This window comes from Nonomuraea rosea (genome assembly GCF_039539705.1).
Classification (GTDB): domain Bacteria; phylum Actinomycetota; class Actinomycetes; order Streptosporangiales; family Streptosporangiaceae; genus Nonomuraea; species Nonomuraea rosea.
Window position 1 is genome coordinate 50,801 of sequence record NZ_BAABDQ010000058.1, and the last position, 14,445, is coordinate 65,245.

Here is a 14,445-nt window from a genome sequence, read left to right on the forward strand (position 1 = left end):
GTGGTGTCACAACAGCGTGGTTCGGTGGTCAGGGGCCGGCCTCCGGGAACAATCGCGCGCCCTGGCCGAGGATCCCCGGGACCACAATCGGAATCCTCTCGTCGACCAGATCATTCTTCAGCAACCACCGGGCCAGGATGCCACTGCCGTGCACCTGCAGCTCACCCATGGCCGCGGAGAACGGTCGTGTCCTCTCAACGCGGCGCGGAGAACGTGGCCGACGAAACGTACTTGGGACCTCATCGCTCCATCGATGGTGACCTGAGCCACGGTCATCAGCTTCATTCACCTCGGCGCCGCCCTCGTGGGCGACCTTGTTGGTCGCCCAACACCGCAGCTGGTCCGTTGCCCGCCTGGCGGTCTACGCCGGCGGCCCACGACATCAACCCGTGGACCCTACGACCACCTGCACATCTCGCGCAGATGATCGAATCTGTCATCCCCCGACTCCGGTTCGTGCGAACTATCCGTGTCATGCCGTCTCATTGACGTACAAGGAGAACGGATGCTCCGTAAGAAAATGCTGGCCATTGGCGCGCTGGTGGCGCTCGGATTGCTCGCCGTTGTTTCCCCGGTAGCGGCCGCGGCCGCGCCAAAGGCCGGCGCGTCATCTGCCCCGCTCGCGGACCAGGCCGTTGTTCGGGCCCCGGACTGTGCCAATGCCAAGAATCACATCGCCGACCTGCTACAACGGGCGGACAAATCCGGATCGGGGATGGTCAACTGCGTACGCTCCAGCTCGTCGGCGGCCGGATCGACCGGCACGAGCAGCGCGGCGGCAGCAGCAGGTCTCTGCTTCGGCGCGGAAATCCTCAAGCGCCTCTCGTCGTGCACCGATTACTCCGGCCGGCTCATCATCTTCACGAAACCGGACGGGGTTGTCGTCGGGACGATCGACTACGTCGTCAAAACTGAGGTGTTCCTCAGCGGCCGAGCCGACCGGTGGCGCCACAACTTCACCATCACGTCCACCAGCTCGTGGGGACTCGTCAAAGGCGTGACCGTCGCAGGCACCGGTGTGTGCGTCATCGAATGTGTACCCGTCGGAGGCACGCTCGTCGGCGGATCGGCGGAGCCGCCCGCTTCACACAGCGGCATCGCCACGTTCGACTCGGAGATCCACGGGTCCGATGACGTCTGGACCGCAGGCTCGGCGTGGACCTTCACCTTCACCTGCCCGTTCTGCACTCCGCTGCAGAGCAATCCGACCACGGTGGCAGCCTCGCGACACCGGTGCGACTCAACGATCGGCAACAGGCCGGCCGGTTGCGCCTACGAAGACGTGATACCGACCCACGAGATCTCCCGGCAGAGGTTTCCCCAGTACGCCAGGCACATCGAGCTCGCGATCAACCATAAACTGCCGGACCTGCTGGAAAAGGGAAGCCAGGAGCTGGCGGAGCGAAACGGCCGGATCGCATGCCCGCCGGACGACGGCGCCCTCTATATGCGACCACCGGGGATGTCGTGTGACGAGTACCCCTTCCGATCGACGAAACAAGGCGCGGCGAACCAGCCATACGGCCGGACCTTCTTCATCTTCAATTTCCAGACCGGTCAATTGGCGATCGACTGCAAGGTGAAATGGCTCGCGCGGCGAGGGATCACTGATTCCGGTGGCTACAACGTCTGCATGATCCCCGAGGACCAGAACAGGGAGGGTGGCAACGACCTGCAGGTCTTCTACTACGACAATCGAGTGATCGAAGGCGACGAGTTCAGAGTCAAGATCGTCAACTAGTACGGCAGTCGCCATTCATTCGGCGGCGATCATGTCGGCCGTCGGCGGGCGGCCGATCGCCTGCAGGGTCACCTTCGCATGGCGCGTCGTCCGCCGACGTCGCCGACGACCGGCGGGGTCATGCCGGCCATCGCTTCGCCCATTGAGGCCATGGCTTCGGCGACCTCGGGATCCAGGGTGAGGGACGTGTACGGTTCCGTTCGGTTCAAGGAGAGGGTCAGGCGGTCGGCGCGAGGACGACGACCTTGCCGGACACGGGACCAACGGCGGCTTCCGCGTGGAAGGCCGGGAGGTCCTTGAGCTGGACACGGCGGCTGATGTCGATGTGAAGCTCGCCTCTGTCGATCGCCGCCACGAGCCCGGCGAGCTGCTTGGCGTCGCTCCGGACGAAGACGTTGACCCCGCGCACATGGCGCGTTTCGTCGCTCGGCGCCTGCATCCACACCGTGGTGTTGACCACGGCCCCACCGGACCGCACGAGAGCGGCCTGGTCGGCGAGCTGCGAGGGCTCGATCGGTGCGAGGTTGAGCAGGAGGTCGACCGGCTCGGTCACTGCACCCACCACGTCGGTCACGGTGTGGTCGAGGACCTCGTCGGCACCGGCGGCCCGGACCCGGTCCGCGCTGCGCGGGCTCGCCGTGGCGATGACGTACGCGCCGGCGTTCTTCGCCAGCTGCACCGCGTAGGCACCGACAGCGCCTCCGGCGCCGGTGATGAGCACGCGTTGCCCGGCGGTGAGCTCGCCGATTTCGAACAGTGCCTGCCATGCGGTCAGGCCCACCAGTGGCAGGGCCGCCGCGTCAGCAAGCGCCACGCTCGAAGGCGCGGCCGTCAGGACCTCGGCGGGCGCGATGACGTACTCAGCAGCTGCGCCGTCGCCGATCATCGGGAGGAATCCGACGACCTTGTCACCGACCGCCACCGCATCGACGCCGTCACCGAGCGCGTCGACCGTTCCGGCGACGTCGATGCCCGGCGTGTGCGGGAGCGTCACCGGGAACGGGCCCTGGAGACCACCGCTGCGGATACCGGCGTCGACCGGGTTGAACGACGTCGCCGCGACCCGGATGCGAACCTCACCAGCCCTCGGGACGGGCAGCGCCACGTCCTCGAAGCGCAGGACATCAGCATCGCCGTACTCGTGGAATCGCACTGCCTTCATGACGAACTTCTTTCCTCGAGGGAATCAGTATGCTTCGGATTCGAAGCACTTCATTGAGATGAAGATAGCACTGCTTCGAACTCGAAGCAAATAGCCCTCGCCCTGGCCACGCACGGCATGTCCGGAAAGGCGACGCTGCTGCTGGAGCGCAAGCTCGCGGTGCTCGTGGCCACGGTGGTGGCGTTGTCGGCGCGGGCCGCGGATGACGTGCCGGAGCTGTTCGGCACCTTGATGACCACCGAACTGCTGTTCAAAGCGAGCGGGAGTCGGCGAACGAAAAACTGCGCCGCTACCCGCAGGTGTCCCGCGACGCCGGCTGGGATCGGCCGCTGCACTGGGCGATCAGCCAGACCAGCCGTATCCGCCCGATCTTTCCCCAGCACTACGGGGACCCACCTCGACATCGAGGGTGTGCCCGACCCGAACACGTACCCTGGATCGACCCGACCCATCCGGCCTGACGAACGGCCCGGTGCCAGCGGCTTCACCGCTCAGAAATCCTCCGCCACGTCGTCAGTTGTGGTAGCCCCTCGCCACTCACGGAAGGATTGACGACCATGACCGACGCCAGACTGCTGGGCGACGACGAGGCCGCGTTCATCACGGCGGCCCGCTCAAATGACGCAGCACAGTTCGCGCTCATCACGGAGCGCTACCGGCGTGAGCTGCAGGTGCACTGCTACCGGATGCTCGCGAACTACGAGGACGCCCAGGACATGACGCAGGAGACGTTCCTGCGGGTGTGGAACAAGCGGGAGTCGTTCAAGGGCCACGCTGCGCTGCGGACCTGGCTGCACCGGATTGCGACGAACGCCTGCCTCGACTTCCTGGAGAAGCGCAACGACCGCACACCCGTGCCTGCCGAGCTGCCGGATCCCGGCTCCGAGGTGCTGTACCTGCAGCCCTACCCGGACCGGATGCTCCCGGAGGACCCGCAGGAATCGGTGGTGGCGCGGGAGACGATCGAGCTGGCGTTCATCGTCGCCGTCCAGCACCTGCCGCCGAGGCAGCGGGCGGTGTTCATCCTGCGCGACGTCCTCGGCTGGCCGGCGTCGAAGGCCGCCGACGCCCTCGAGCTGACCGTCGCATCGGTGACCAGCGCACTGCAGCGGGCGCGCGTGAGGATGCGCGAGCAGCTGCCGGACCGCCGCCTCGACTGGCGGAGCCCTGCCACGCACGAGCTGTCGGATGACGAGCGCAGCGTGGTGAAGTCGTATATGGACGCCCATGAGCGCAACGACCTCGACGGGCTGATGTCCCTGCTGCGCGACGACCTGCGCTTCGCGATGCTGCCCGATCCGGGCACCTTGGTCGTCACGGCCAAGGACGCGGTGGACGGCTGGGTCTCCAATGGGCTCTTCCAGCGTGGCTACGACGACTGGCGCTGCATCGCCACGACAGTCAACCGCATGCCTGCCGCCGCGCTGTACCTCCGCGCCCCCGGCGACCCGGAATACCGTTTGTTCACCATCGCGGTCCTGCACATCGTCGACGGGAAGATCGCCGAGCTCACCGGATTCGACGCCACCGACAAACCATGGCTGAGCCTGCCCGCGACGCTGTGATCAGACAAGTCCCCGTCATCGACGAGTCCAGCGCGGAATGAGCACCCCGACCAGCTGACCATCACCGCCCCGCCGGCGTTGCCGGCGGGGCATCTTCATGCTCGAAGAACATCGTCATCTCCAGCGAGTCGGTCAACAGCTCACTCGGAACGCAAGGAAGGGCCGGGAAAAGGTTCCCTCACCGCCGAGGGTCACGGTGAGCACGCCAGGAAGGACTTCGACCCGGCCTCACGAGCCGAGCATGTGGCCCGTGCTCATCGCCTCGTCTCGTACCGGGTCAGCAGCACGCCGCCGGGAAACGTCCGGGTCTCCACCAGGGTCAGTTTCACCCAGTTGTCCAAGGCGGTGAAGAACGGCGTGCCGCCGCCCACCAGGACCGGATGGGTGACGATCGCGTACTCGTCGATCAGCCCGGCCCGCATGGCCGCCGCGGCGAGTGTGGCGCCGCAGATGTCCATGGGGCCGCCGTCGTCGGCCTTGAGCCTGGTGATCTCGGTGACCGCGTCGCCGGTGACCAGGCGGGTGTTCCAGTCGACCGTGCTGGTCGTAGCGGAGAACACCACCTTCGGCATGTCCCGCCAGCGGCGGGCGAACTCGATCACCGCCGGTGTGGCACCCGGCTGCTTGTCGGCGGTCGGCCAGGGGGAGCTCATCGCCTCCCACAGCTTGCGCCCGTACAGGGCCAGGCCCGTCGCGTCAACCCGGTCGGACCACCACTGGAACAGCTCGTCGCTCGGCGATGAGTCCGGTCCCTCCCCTCCACTCCAGCCGAGGTCGTCGCCGGGCGCGGCGATGTAGCCGTCCAGGGTCACGTTCATGGCGAAGATCAGTTTCCGCATCGTGCCAGCCTCTCGTGAGTCGATCTCACACGTACAGACGGGCGCGGCGCGGAAACCTAATCGGTCTGCGTCCGCTGGTGGTCCTCGCGTTCCGGACTCAGCACGGCGTACTCCGGCCTCGGGGTGGAACAGTGGTTGGCGTTAAGCATTGACCGACGTCAAGACCGCCGTCGTCGTCGTCACCGCGAAGTCCGCCGGGCGCAAGGTTTTCGGCCTTGCCACCGCAGGCGTCCGTCTCGCTTGACCTCTTGCGTGTCAGTCCGGCAGCCAGTGCAGCTCGTGCGCCAGGGTTTTGGCGACGGCACGGATGCGGCGGTGTAGCGGCGACTGCTCGCGTGGGAGGACCAGGTGGATCGTCAGGCTGGGCGCGCCCCGCAGCGGTCGCCAGGTGAGGCCGGCCGGTTGTGCCGTGATCGCGGCTTCTCCGGCCGGGGCGAGGGTGACCCCGTCGCGCAGGTCGCGCTGAGACATGTCGAAAGAGACTGCGGGCGTGTGGAATCGGGGGTGTGGCCGGGTGTCTCGGAACAAGGCGGACAGCTGATCGTGGATCACGGGGTTGGCCGCACGGTCCGGGAGTCGCAGCGGATACGCGGCCGCGTCGGCGATCTCGATCTCCGGGTGTTCGGCCAGCGGATGGTACTGCGCCAGCTGGACCCCGACGCGCATACGCCGCAGCAGAAACCGGCGCACGCCACGGCCCGGCTGTTCACCGCGGGTGATCCCCGCATCGATGCGGCCGTCGGCGACCGCGGGGGAGATCTCCGGTGTCGCCATCGGGACCGCGCCGACCTGGAGTCCGCTGTTGCCGCGAATCAGCCTGTCCACCAGGGCCGGTGCCGTCTCGGCCCCGGCGCTGAGGCTGTATCCGATGCGCAGCGTGCCCAGCTCACCGGCCGCCGCGCTGCGGGCGGTGTCCCATGCCCGGTCCAGCGCCGCCAGCGCGGGCGGCGCGGACTCCACCAAAGCCGCACCGGCCGTGGTCAATACGACGCTACGCGTGTTGCGGACCAGCAGGGCCGTACCGAGTTCCGCCTCCAATCGGCGCATCCGGGCGCTGAGTGCGGGCTGTGCGATACCGATCCGTGCGGCCGCGCGGGTGAAGTTCAGCTCCTGCGCCAGCACCAGGAAGTAGCGCAGGCTCACCGTATCCGGCGGCACGTGCCCTCCCTGCCGATTGATAACGATCCGTTCTGAGTCTATCCCGTACCGGTCTTTCCCTCGACCGCACATCAAGCCCTAACCTGCGCATATGACGATTCAACTGACCGCAGTACCCGTCGCCGGGGTCGATCGATCTGAGTGTCAATTCGAAGTCGGACATGTCCGGCCGAACACAGGAGGTTTGCATGGCTAAGGGCTACTGGGTCAGTGTCTACCCCGCCATTTCCGACCCTGAGAGGCTGACTGCCTACGACAAGCTGGCCGGTCCGGCTGTCCAGGCTGGGGGCGGGCGCGTCCTGTCCCGGATCCCGTCCCGTGGCGGTCGAGTCGTCGCCCACGAGGCCGGAATCACGCAACGCGTCGTTCTGATCGAGTTCGACAGCTTTGAACAGGCCGTCGCGGCATACGAGAGCGAGGCGTACCAGAAGGCGCTGGTGGCCCTCCCCGACGGCTTCGAGCGCGACTTCCGCATCATCGAAGGCATCGACTGACCGGCGGGCCCCAGCCATCGCTGAGCATCCGTCACCTGATACGCACACGGTGCTGAACGACGACTCACGAGACAAGTTCGAAGCCATGCCCCGCGTCCCAGTTCGTCGTCGACGTCCTCGACGGCCTGATCCCTGCCGGGCGGATCGAAGAAGCGACGCGACGTCCGGGCCAGCTGGACTGTCTCGCTGACCTCGTCGACGAAACTCACCCTCGCCCGAAGCGAACCGCTTCTCAGCACGACAGATCGGTCCAGACGTCGGGGCTACTCAGAGTACTGACATACAGTTGAAGAACCGCAGGTCAAGGCCTCTTTCGAGGGGTTTCGATCTGCGGTTCTCCTGTTGTTGAAGTTGCCCAGGGGCTGCGCCAGGATGGCGCGCTGGAGCCGGCCGCCCTGCTTCGGGGATCAGATGGTCATGCCACAGATCTACCGCGAAGGCCCGTTCCCCGTGAGCCCTGCTCACGCTGCGGCCAAGCCGTCGGCGGAGGTCAGCGTCTGGCCTCAGACAGGCGGCTGAACAGCAGGTGGGCGTTGCGGTGGCCGATGGCGGTGGTGTCCTGGTCGGAATTCCGGAGGTGGCCGTTGAAGTAGGAGACGGCGAGTTCGGGGACGAAGGGCCAGTCGCTGGCGTACAGCACGTGCCCAGGCTTGGCGAACGCGAGCAGTGAGGGCAGCGCGGCCGGGCTGGCGGACAGGATCGCGGCGGCGATGCCCTGGCGGTCCATCAACTCCAGCGCCAGTGCAGGGCTCCACTCGGGCAGCTCGCGCCCGCCGGGAGCGTGGACCCCATGCTCGCGCAGCCAGCGCGCGTAGTCGGCGGGGATCATGTGCTGCTGGACGTCGATGTATCCGGTCATGCGGGTTCTTGTCCTTCTTCCTGTCGATGGGGCACGTCGGGGAGCCGCAGCAGCCGGTCGGCTTGGCGGAGGACGGCCTGCAGGTACTGGCGTGTGGCGGCGGGGTCGGCTGGTGTGTCCGGGTCGATGAGCATGCGGTACATGGCCGCGCCGACGACCATGTCGATCACGGTGTCGAGGTCGGCGTCGGCGGCCAGCCGGCCGTCGCGGCGGGCGCGTTCCAGCGCGGCGTGGATCAGCTGGCGGCGGGGCTGGATGTACTGCTCGCGGTAGGTGGCCAGCAGCGACGGCTGGGTGACGCTGGAGCCGATGAGCTGGGCGAGGATCGCCCGGAAGCGGGCGTCGCCGAAGGTGCGCACCCAGGAGTCCATGAGCCGCTCCTCGACCGGCTGCGCCGTGGCGTCGGCGCTGGCCCAGATGTCGGCCTCGGGGACGAGGGTGCGGGCCTGCTCGATCGCCTGGATGAGCAGTTCCTCCTTCGACGACCAGCGCCGGTAGACGGTCACCTTGGCCACGCCGGCGCGCTTGGCGATCTGCTCGAAGTTCGCGCCCTCCAGGCCGCGTTCCACGAACAGCTCCAGCGCCGCCTTCATGATCGCCTCGTCGGCCTCGGGGTCACGGGGCCTACCCCGGGTGCGCCGCGTAGAGGTCATCGGAGCTCCACCCGTCCCAAGCCCGTGCCGGACGCCGGCGGCACGAAGCGGGGGGTGTGCCCGGGCCGCAGCCGCCAGCCGGAGGTGAGGACGGCCTCCATGTATCGGCGCAACTCCCGCAGCCCCTCCTTGCCGGGCGTCCCGTGAGCGAACGCGGAGACGACCAGGTCGGACTGGTAGCGGGTGTTGTCGTGGGCGAACAACGGCACGGTGGCGGGGCCGGAGGCCAGCAGGTGCTGGATGCGCCGGGCGGACTCGATCTGGTGGGTCGTGTCGGCGCCGCCGATGGTCATTTGGCGAACCTGATCTGTGGCCAGGTGGGGCAGGGTGTAGAGGGTGTCGCCCATGAACAGCACGTTGCCGGCGTCCAGGCGCAGGAGCACGCACATGTGGCCGGGCGAGTGGCCGGGGGTGGGCAGCAGGATGAGGCTGCCATCACCGAAGTGGTCCTGGCTGTCGGGGAAGGCACCGAAGGCGCCGGAGTCGAAGGCGGGGAAGGAGAGGTTGTCCTTGACCAGGTCGAAGGAGTACGGGTAGACCGTGCCGTGTTCCCAGTCGCGGCGGTCCAGCACCACTGTTGCCTGGGGCAGGTAGCGCAGCCCTCCCGCGTGGTCGTCGTGGACGTGGGTGAGGAACACGGTGGTGATCTCCTTGGCGTCGTAGCCGAGCCGGGCCAGGCGGACCCGCAGGTCCTGCTCGGGGGTCAGCCGGTACTCGTCGCGCTGGGTCAGCAGGCGCGAGACCATCCGGTTGTGGTTGTAGTACCCGTCGTGATCGTGGGCTTGTTCCCCGTTGACGCCGGTGTCGACCAGCATGAGGCCGTGCCTGGGGTGGTCGATGAGGTAGGCGTAGACCGGCACCGCGATCTGCGCCTTGTCCACCAGGGTGCGCAGGTAGCCGTTCAGCCCTTCCCAGCCATCCAGACCGCCGTAGAACTGGCCGTAGGTGACGACGGTGTCGCCGGTGTGAATCGGGAACACCCGTACGGCGCCGTCGACGATCCGCCGCCGCGCGCCCGGGGCGCGCACGGCCGCTTGCCGCTCCTGCTCGCCCCGCGCCAGCACCTCGCGTCGCTGCCGTTCCACCCGATCGACGGACAATCCGCTCAGCACTCCCAGCACCAGCCCGGCACCGCCTGCTAGGAAGGCGCGCCTGGTGCTCCGGGCACTCCGGCCGCCCGCCGCCCGGCGTCCGCGCAGGAAGGCGGCCGCCGCCCATGCCAGGCATGCGGTAGCGGCCAGGGCGAGCAGCACCGGCAGGTCCGTGACGTAGTAGACGACCCCGAGGTAAAGCCCCAGCGTGCCCAGGCCGACCGGAACCCCGATGAACGCCAGCACCCGGCGCCGCGTGGCGAGCCGGCCGAGCACACCGGGCCACAACAGCCCGACCACCAATCCGACCAGCAGCAGCCCATAGACGACCAGTAACGGCACCGGCACGTCCTTCAACCGCAGGACAACCAACCAGGCAGCGCCGACCGCAAAGGCGGGAACGAGTAACCCGATCTTGCCTAGAGACTTCAACATCCGGCCACCTCATTTCGTAAACGCATACGGATGCGTTTACATAATAGGGCAGCCATGATCACCTCGTGCCGCAGTCCTCCTGGTACGCAAGAAGCGGGGTGCACCGTCGCGTTCAGCGCCGAAACCATGGCGGCCGCCTACGGCGTGCGCTAGTTCCTCGTCCTGCAATCCAGACTGGGCCGTAAGCGGAAGGCTTCGACCCGATCTTGACCGGGGGCCGGCGCCGCCACTCCGAGCGGCCGCAGGCCCTTGTCCGGAGCCGAGGAAGCGATCGCGTAGCGTCCCAGGCAGTTGAGGTGGGCGTGGCCCAGTGGGGACAGCCGCGCCACGTCCTCATCCTTGACCGGCACACCCTGGGCACGCACCTGGTCCACGATCGCCGACAAATACGTCGGCGCTTCGACCGTTGGTTTTGCCTGGACTTCAAGCTGCTGCCCGGCTGAAGAACATCGGCTTGGCCCGCCTGTACCGGCCAGGCCTGAGTGAGGGCGAGGCCTGGCCTCAGCTTGACGGCGTCCTGTCAGGCAAGACCATCGACTGAGAGCTGATCGCCAACCAGTACGACCAGATGATCAAATATGCGACCGCGTTGCGGCTGCGCACCGCCGAGGCCCACCAGATGCTGCGCCGCTTCACCCGCGGCGGCCCCAAGCACCCCACCTACCGGGCCATCGAGGAGCTCGGCCGGGTGATCCGCACTGTCTTCATCTGCGACTACCTCGCTGAGGAGGAACTGCGGCGCGAGATCCACGAGGGCCTCAACGTGGTGGAGAATTGGAATTCGGCCAACAAGGACATCTTCTACGGCAAGGCCGCGCGGAACAGTTGCGTGCCGCCGATGGAGGTCATGGTCCCGTCGAGCCAGGAGATCGAAGGCTTGGTGGGTGAGTGCCGGGTGCTGCGGCCGGGCGGGACACCGTCCGGCACACCGGCGCTGCCCACTACGGCGTCGGCGTCGCGGGTTGTCGCCTCCAGGTTCGCTCTCCGAGCAGTGCCATCGCGGCCGGCAGCAGCACGCCGCGGACCACGGTCGCGTCGATGAGGATGGCAACCGCCATGCCCAGCCCCAGCATCTTGTACTCGATGGCGGACAGCGTCACGAAGACCGTGAAGACGCCGATCATGATGAACGCCGCGCCGCTGACGACCCCGGCGCTGGCCGCGATGCCGCCGACGATCGCCTCGCGGGCGGAGGCTCCGCCGAGCCGGCGTTCCTTGATGCGGCTGAGAATGAAAATGTGGTAGTCCATGCTCAGCCCGAACAGGATGACGAACATGAACAGCGGCAGCCAGCTCACCACCCCGCCATAGGAACCGAACCCCAGCAGCGACTCCAGATGGCCGTCCTGGAAGACCCAGACCAATACCCCACACGCGGCGCCGATGGACAGCAGGTTGAGCAGGATCGACACCAGCGGGATCGTCCACGACCGGAACATCACGGCGAGCAACACGAACGCCAGGGCGAGGACGAAGGCGACCACGATCGGGGTTCGGTCGTTCACCTGCACGGCGAAGTCGTGGGGCGTGGCGGTCTTGCCCGTCACGGCGTAGGAGACGCCGGTCACCTGCCCGAACGTCGCGGGCAGCGCCCGCTCGCGCAGCATGGCCAGCGCCCGATCGGCCACCGGGTCGGTGACGGCCCCGGCCAGCGGCACTCGCACCACCATCGCGTGGCCGACCGGGACAGCGGTGATCGGTTCGAGCAGCAGGCCGCCGCTGGCGGCTGCCTGCCGATGCAGCCCATCGATCGCGGCGCGCACCTGCTGGGTGTCGACCGAGCCGCCGTCCCCGCGTGCGAGGACCACACGGGCCGCCGTCGCCGCGCCGGGAAATTCGCGCTGCATCGCGGTCGCGGCGTCCACCGCCGGGGAGATGCCGGGCGGCAGGCTGGCGGTCACGGCCGCGTCCTGGAGCCGGATGCCGAGCACGGGCAGCGCCAGCACCAGCAGCACCATGCTCATGGCGGCCCCGCTCAGCACCGGCCTGGCGACCACGGCGCGGGCCACCTGCCCCCAGACGCGGGACTCGCCGGCCGCGATCCTGCGCCGGCCCAGCCAGGGGATGCGAGCCCAATCCACCCGGTGCCCCAGAACGGCCAGCAGCGCGGGCAACACCGTCAGCGAGCCGAGCACGGCCAGGCCGACAACCAGGACCGTGCCCGCGGTCAGGCCCTTGAAGACGTCCACGCCGGTGAACAGCAGCCCGACCAGGCAGAGCATCACGGTCAATCCGGAGGCCACGATCGCGTGCCCCGACGTCTCGGCGGTACGCCGCAGCGCCTCACGCACGTCATGGCCCGCGGCGCGTTCCTCCCGGACCCGGCGCAGATAGAACAGCGAGTAGTCGGTGCCGACGGCCATGCCGATCAGCAGCACGATGGCTGAGGCGGCGCCGTTGAACGGCACCCACTGCCCGATGAACCCCAGCAGTCCGAACGTGGCCGCCACGACGGTCGCCGACAGCAGGAGCGGAATCCCGGCGGCGATCAGCGAGCCGAACACAGCCAGCAGGATCACGATGGTCAGTGGCAGGGACGTCGTCTCGGCGCGCCCGAGGTCGTTCTTGATGCCCTCGTCGACCGCACCGGACAGGCTGCGGTCACCCGCCTGGCTGAAGCGCACCCCAGGATGGCGCCGCTGGGCCTGCTCCACGGCAGCGATGGCAGCGGCGTAGTTGTCGTCGAACCGTTCGTCTGGACCGGCCACCTCAAAGGTGACCAGCCCGGAACGACCGTCGCGTGACAACCAGCGCTCGCCGTGCGCCGCCAGCGGCGAGCCGATGTCCCGGACTGCCTCCGGTGTCCGGCGCAGCAGGGTCACCAGGTCTTTCGCGGCGGCGCGCAGCTTCGGGTCGTCGGAGAAGCGGCCTGTGTCATCACGCGGCTGGATCAGCACGTTCTCCCGTACGGAGTTGTCGCTGCGCTGGGCGTCCACCATCTGCTGGGCGCGGCCTGCCTCGCCGGGGTCGACGGCGCGCGCGTCGTCACCTGAGACCAGCGTGCTGGACAGCACGGCGGCCAGGACCAGCGCGAGCCAGCCGGCGATGGCCAGGGTGCGGTCCCGAACCGACCAGCCCGCGACGGCCGCGATCACCCCGGCCCTGGCCGGCGCGGGGCCGGGCGGCGTGCTGACGCGAGGGGCCGATTTGCTTTCGGGCAGCATGAACTGCTCTCCTCTTTCTTGGTGGAGTGCTCCTATGGAACTCGCCTGCCGGCGAGGTGGTACGTCTCCCCCACTCCCGGGCCGTCGAGTTGCACCTCGGCGGCCCGGCACCGTGTCTAGGGGCTACTCGACAACCTTGAGCACCAGCTCAATGGCGTCGGTACGCTCGCGCAGCGCCGAGAGCCGGTCATTGATCTCGGCGAGTTGCCGCCCGATGTCCTGCTGGGAGGCGGCGGCGGTCTCAGCGATCTTCTTGTACTCCGCCTCGCGTGCCAGCTGAGCCTTGGCCCGCCAGGAGATGGCGAATTGCCAGATGACCGTGACGATTACGGCGGTGATCAGGACGAACATGCCGATGGTGCCGATGACTTCCTGCCACTCGTGCTCGTTCATCGCTCCGAGCCCTTCTCGGTGGTCAGCGTCCGTACGGCGTCCAGGATGAGCTCCGGCGTCAGATGGACCGAGAACCTGCGTAGCTCGTAGTACTTCATTGCCTTTCCTTCTTCCGACAGCTCCAGCTGCGAGGAAACCAGACCGGCGGCCTCCAGCTTCTTCAGGTGGACCTGGAGCAGCGCCCTGCTGATGCCGAGCTCACGCGCCAGTCGGCTCACGTAATTCCGGCCGCCTGCGAGGGCCGCGATGACGCGCAGCCGGTGCGGGCTGGACAGGGTGGCCATCACCCGCACCAGATCGTCTCCCGTCGGCGCGGGATCGCTCACCTCAACCTCCAGCACATGCCAACGAACATTAGCAGGTGCCTAGAAGTAATTGCCTTTTGTCCAGAACCCCCGCACGACAGAGCGTTCGCCTCCGCGCTGCACACCCTGACCGACAGGGTCGCGGCGCGGCGTGTCTCGTTGAGCGATCCTCGATTGAGACAGTCAAGATCGCAGTCGCACTTCATGGTGGCTGGCAACATCCGTCCCTGCCGGTAGCCGTGTCGGCGATCGGCGGGTGTTGGTGTTACTGGTTGTCCTTGAGGAGTTGTTGTGTGCGGGTGAGGAATGCCTGGCGGACCTCTTCTGGGTGCAGTATCTGGAGTGGTCGGCCGAGGCTGAGCAGGTAGCGGGCCAGGCCGTCGGCGTCTGGCCCGCCGATGTCGATGATCGTGGCGTCATCGCCGTCCGGGTGGTGGACGCCGACCGTTGGTGGTACCAGCCTGCGGGCCTCATCGGCCGGTACGGCCAGGCGAATGGTCACCCGCACCGGGTAGGGCCTCAGCGCGATGCCCGTGCTGCCCATCTGTGCTGGATCTGGCGGGTCGGGCAGGGCAGTGGCCTGCCC

The 14,445-nt window shown here is 67.9% G+C and carries 15 protein-coding genes and 1 pseudogene; 4 read left to right on the forward strand and 12 right to left on the reverse strand.

Annotation, left to right across the window (positions count from 1 at the left end):
- Window positions 1-28: 28 nt before the first annotated feature.
- Complete coding sequence (locus ABEA43_RS61990) at window positions 29-169, reverse strand: dihydrofolate reductase family protein (protein ID WP_345578292.1); 141 nt, start codon at window positions 167-169, stop codon at window positions 29-31.
- A 336-nt stretch (window positions 170-505) separates the two neighbouring features.
- Here ABEA43_RS61990 and ABEA43_RS61995 point away from each other — a divergent pair, with 336 nt between their 5' ends.
- Complete coding sequence (locus tag ABEA43_RS61995) at window positions 506-1,741, forward strand: hypothetical protein (protein ID WP_345578295.1); 1,236 nt, start codon at window positions 506-508, stop codon at window positions 1,739-1,741.
- A gap of 217 nt (window positions 1,742-1,958) precedes the next feature.
- Here the strand turns inward: ABEA43_RS61995 and ABEA43_RS62000 are convergent, their stop codons facing one another.
- Window positions 1,959-2,903 carry an NADP-dependent oxidoreductase gene (locus ABEA43_RS62000; RefSeq protein WP_345578298.1) on the reverse strand — a complete coding sequence of 315 codons (945 nt, stop codon included), beginning with the start codon at window positions 2,901-2,903 and terminating at the stop codon, window positions 1,959-1,961.
- Between the two features lie 557 nt (window positions 2,904-3,460).
- Between ABEA43_RS62000 and ABEA43_RS62005 the strand changes: the two genes are divergently transcribed.
- A complete protein-coding gene (locus ABEA43_RS62005) occupies window positions 3,461-4,468 on the forward strand; it encodes an RNA polymerase subunit sigma-70 (RefSeq protein WP_345578301.1) in 1,008 nt (335 codons plus the stop codon).
- A gap of 254 nt (window positions 4,469-4,722) precedes the next feature.
- On the opposite strand, the gene ABEA43_RS62010 is transcribed toward ABEA43_RS62005, so the two are convergent.
- On the reverse strand, window positions 4,723-5,307 hold the full coding sequence (locus ABEA43_RS62010; protein WP_345578305.1) for a dihydrofolate reductase family protein: 585 nt from the start codon (window positions 5,305-5,307) through the stop codon (window positions 4,723-4,725).
- A gap of 255 nt (window positions 5,308-5,562) precedes the next feature.
- The gene (locus ABEA43_RS62015) at window positions 5,563-6,465 is read right to left on the reverse strand and encodes a LysR family transcriptional regulator (protein WP_345578308.1); all 903 of its coding nucleotides are present in this window, start codon (window positions 6,463-6,465) and stop codon (window positions 5,563-5,565) included.
- Window positions 6,466-6,653: 188 nt separating this feature from the next.
- Between ABEA43_RS62015 and ABEA43_RS62020 the strand changes: the two genes are divergently transcribed.
- Window positions 6,654-6,959, forward strand: coding sequence for a DUF1330 domain-containing protein (locus tag ABEA43_RS62020; RefSeq protein WP_189142964.1), 306 nt, complete (start codon window positions 6,654-6,656; stop codon window positions 6,957-6,959).
- Window positions 6,960-7,449: 490 nt separating this feature from the next.
- On the opposite strand, the gene ABEA43_RS62025 is transcribed toward ABEA43_RS62020, so the two are convergent.
- The 4 genes and pseudogenes from ABEA43_RS62025 to ABEA43_RS62040 form a co-directional block, all read right to left on the reverse strand.
- Complete coding sequence (locus ABEA43_RS62025) at window positions 7,450-7,818, reverse strand: hypothetical protein (RefSeq protein ID WP_345578313.1); 369 nt, start codon at window positions 7,816-7,818, stop codon at window positions 7,450-7,452.
- Window positions 7,815-8,471, reverse strand: coding sequence for a TetR/AcrR family transcriptional regulator (locus ABEA43_RS62030; protein WP_345578316.1), 657 nt, complete (start codon window positions 8,469-8,471; stop codon window positions 7,815-7,817). Before ABEA43_RS62030 ends, ABEA43_RS62025 begins: the two co-directional genes overlap by 4 nt.
- Window positions 8,468-9,904 carry an N-acyl homoserine lactonase family protein gene (locus ABEA43_RS62035; RefSeq protein WP_345578319.1) on the reverse strand — a complete coding sequence of 479 codons (1,437 nt, stop codon included), beginning with the start codon at window positions 9,902-9,904 and terminating at the stop codon, window positions 8,468-8,470. Before ABEA43_RS62035 ends, ABEA43_RS62030 begins: the two co-directional genes overlap by 4 nt.
- Window positions 9,905-10,146: 242 nt before the next feature.
- A pseudogene (locus tag ABEA43_RS62040) lies at window positions 10,147-10,386 on the reverse strand (Tn3 family transposase); the annotation flags it as partial.
- Window positions 10,387-10,544: 158 nt separating this feature from the next.
- Between ABEA43_RS62040 and ABEA43_RS62045 the strand changes: the two are divergent.
- Window positions 10,545-11,039, forward strand: coding sequence for a Tn3 family transposase (locus ABEA43_RS62045; RefSeq protein ID WP_345578344.1), 495 nt, complete (start codon window positions 10,545-10,547; stop codon window positions 11,037-11,039).
- Here the strand turns inward: ABEA43_RS62045 and ABEA43_RS62050 are convergent.
- The 4 genes from ABEA43_RS62050 to ABEA43_RS62065 all read right to left on the reverse strand — a co-directional run.
- Window positions 10,939-13,161, reverse strand: a complete 2,223-nt coding sequence (locus tag ABEA43_RS62050) for an MMPL family transporter (protein WP_345578323.1) — start codon at window positions 13,159-13,161, stop codon at window positions 10,939-10,941. The genes ABEA43_RS62045 and ABEA43_RS62050 overlap by 101 nt on opposite strands.
- Before the next feature lie 123 nt (window positions 13,162-13,284).
- Window positions 13,285-13,554, reverse strand: a complete 270-nt coding sequence (locus ABEA43_RS62055) for a hypothetical protein (RefSeq protein WP_345578326.1) — start codon at window positions 13,552-13,554, stop codon at window positions 13,285-13,287.
- Window positions 13,551-13,880, reverse strand: coding sequence for an ArsR/SmtB family transcription factor (locus ABEA43_RS62060; protein ID WP_345578329.1), 330 nt, complete (start codon window positions 13,878-13,880; stop codon window positions 13,551-13,553). Before ABEA43_RS62060 ends, ABEA43_RS62055 begins: the two co-directional genes overlap by 4 nt.
- Window positions 13,881-14,124: 244 nt before the next feature.
- On the reverse strand, window positions 14,125-14,445 hold a 321-nt coding region (locus ABEA43_RS62065), incomplete at its 5' end, for a WYL domain-containing protein (RefSeq protein WP_345578332.1).

What these genes read in the sequence shown, in the direction of transcription:
- ABEA43_RS62010 (WP_345578305.1), bottom strand. Translation starts at nt 5,307, where the DNA reads ATGCGGAAACTGATCTTCGCCATGAACGTGACCCTGGACGGCTACATC.
- ABEA43_RS62020 (WP_189142964.1), top strand. Translation starts at nt 6,654, where the DNA reads ATGGCTAAGGGCTACTGGGTCAGTGTCTACCCCGCCATTTCCGACCCT.
- ABEA43_RS61995 (WP_345578295.1), top strand. Translation starts at nt 506, where the DNA reads ATGCTCCGTAAGAAAATGCTGGCCATTGGCGCGCTGGTGGCGCTCGGA.
- ABEA43_RS62000 (WP_345578298.1), bottom strand. Translation starts at nt 2,903, where the DNA reads ATGAAGGCAGTGCGATTCCACGAGTACGGCGATGCTGATGTCCTGCGC.
- ABEA43_RS62050 (WP_345578323.1), bottom strand. Translation starts at nt 13,161, where the DNA reads ATGCTGCCCGAAAGCAAATCGGCCCCTCGCGTCAGCACGCCGCCCGGC.
- ABEA43_RS62055 (WP_345578326.1), bottom strand. Translation starts at nt 13,554, where the DNA reads ATGAACGAGCACGAGTGGCAGGAAGTCATCGGCACCATCGGCATGTTC.
- ABEA43_RS62025 (WP_345578313.1), bottom strand. Translation starts at nt 7,818, where the DNA reads ATGACCGGATACATCGACGTCCAGCAGCACATGATCCCCGCCGACTAC.
- ABEA43_RS62030 (WP_345578316.1), bottom strand. Translation starts at nt 8,471, where the DNA reads ATGACCTCTACGCGGCGCACCCGGGGTAGGCCCCGTGACCCCGAGGCC.
- ABEA43_RS62005 (WP_345578301.1), top strand. Translation starts at nt 3,461, where the DNA reads ATGACCGACGCCAGACTGCTGGGCGACGACGAGGCCGCGTTCATCACG.
- ABEA43_RS61990 (WP_345578292.1), bottom strand. Translation starts at nt 169, where the DNA reads ATGGGTGAGCTGCAGGTGCACGGCAGTGGCATCCTGGCCCGGTGGTTG.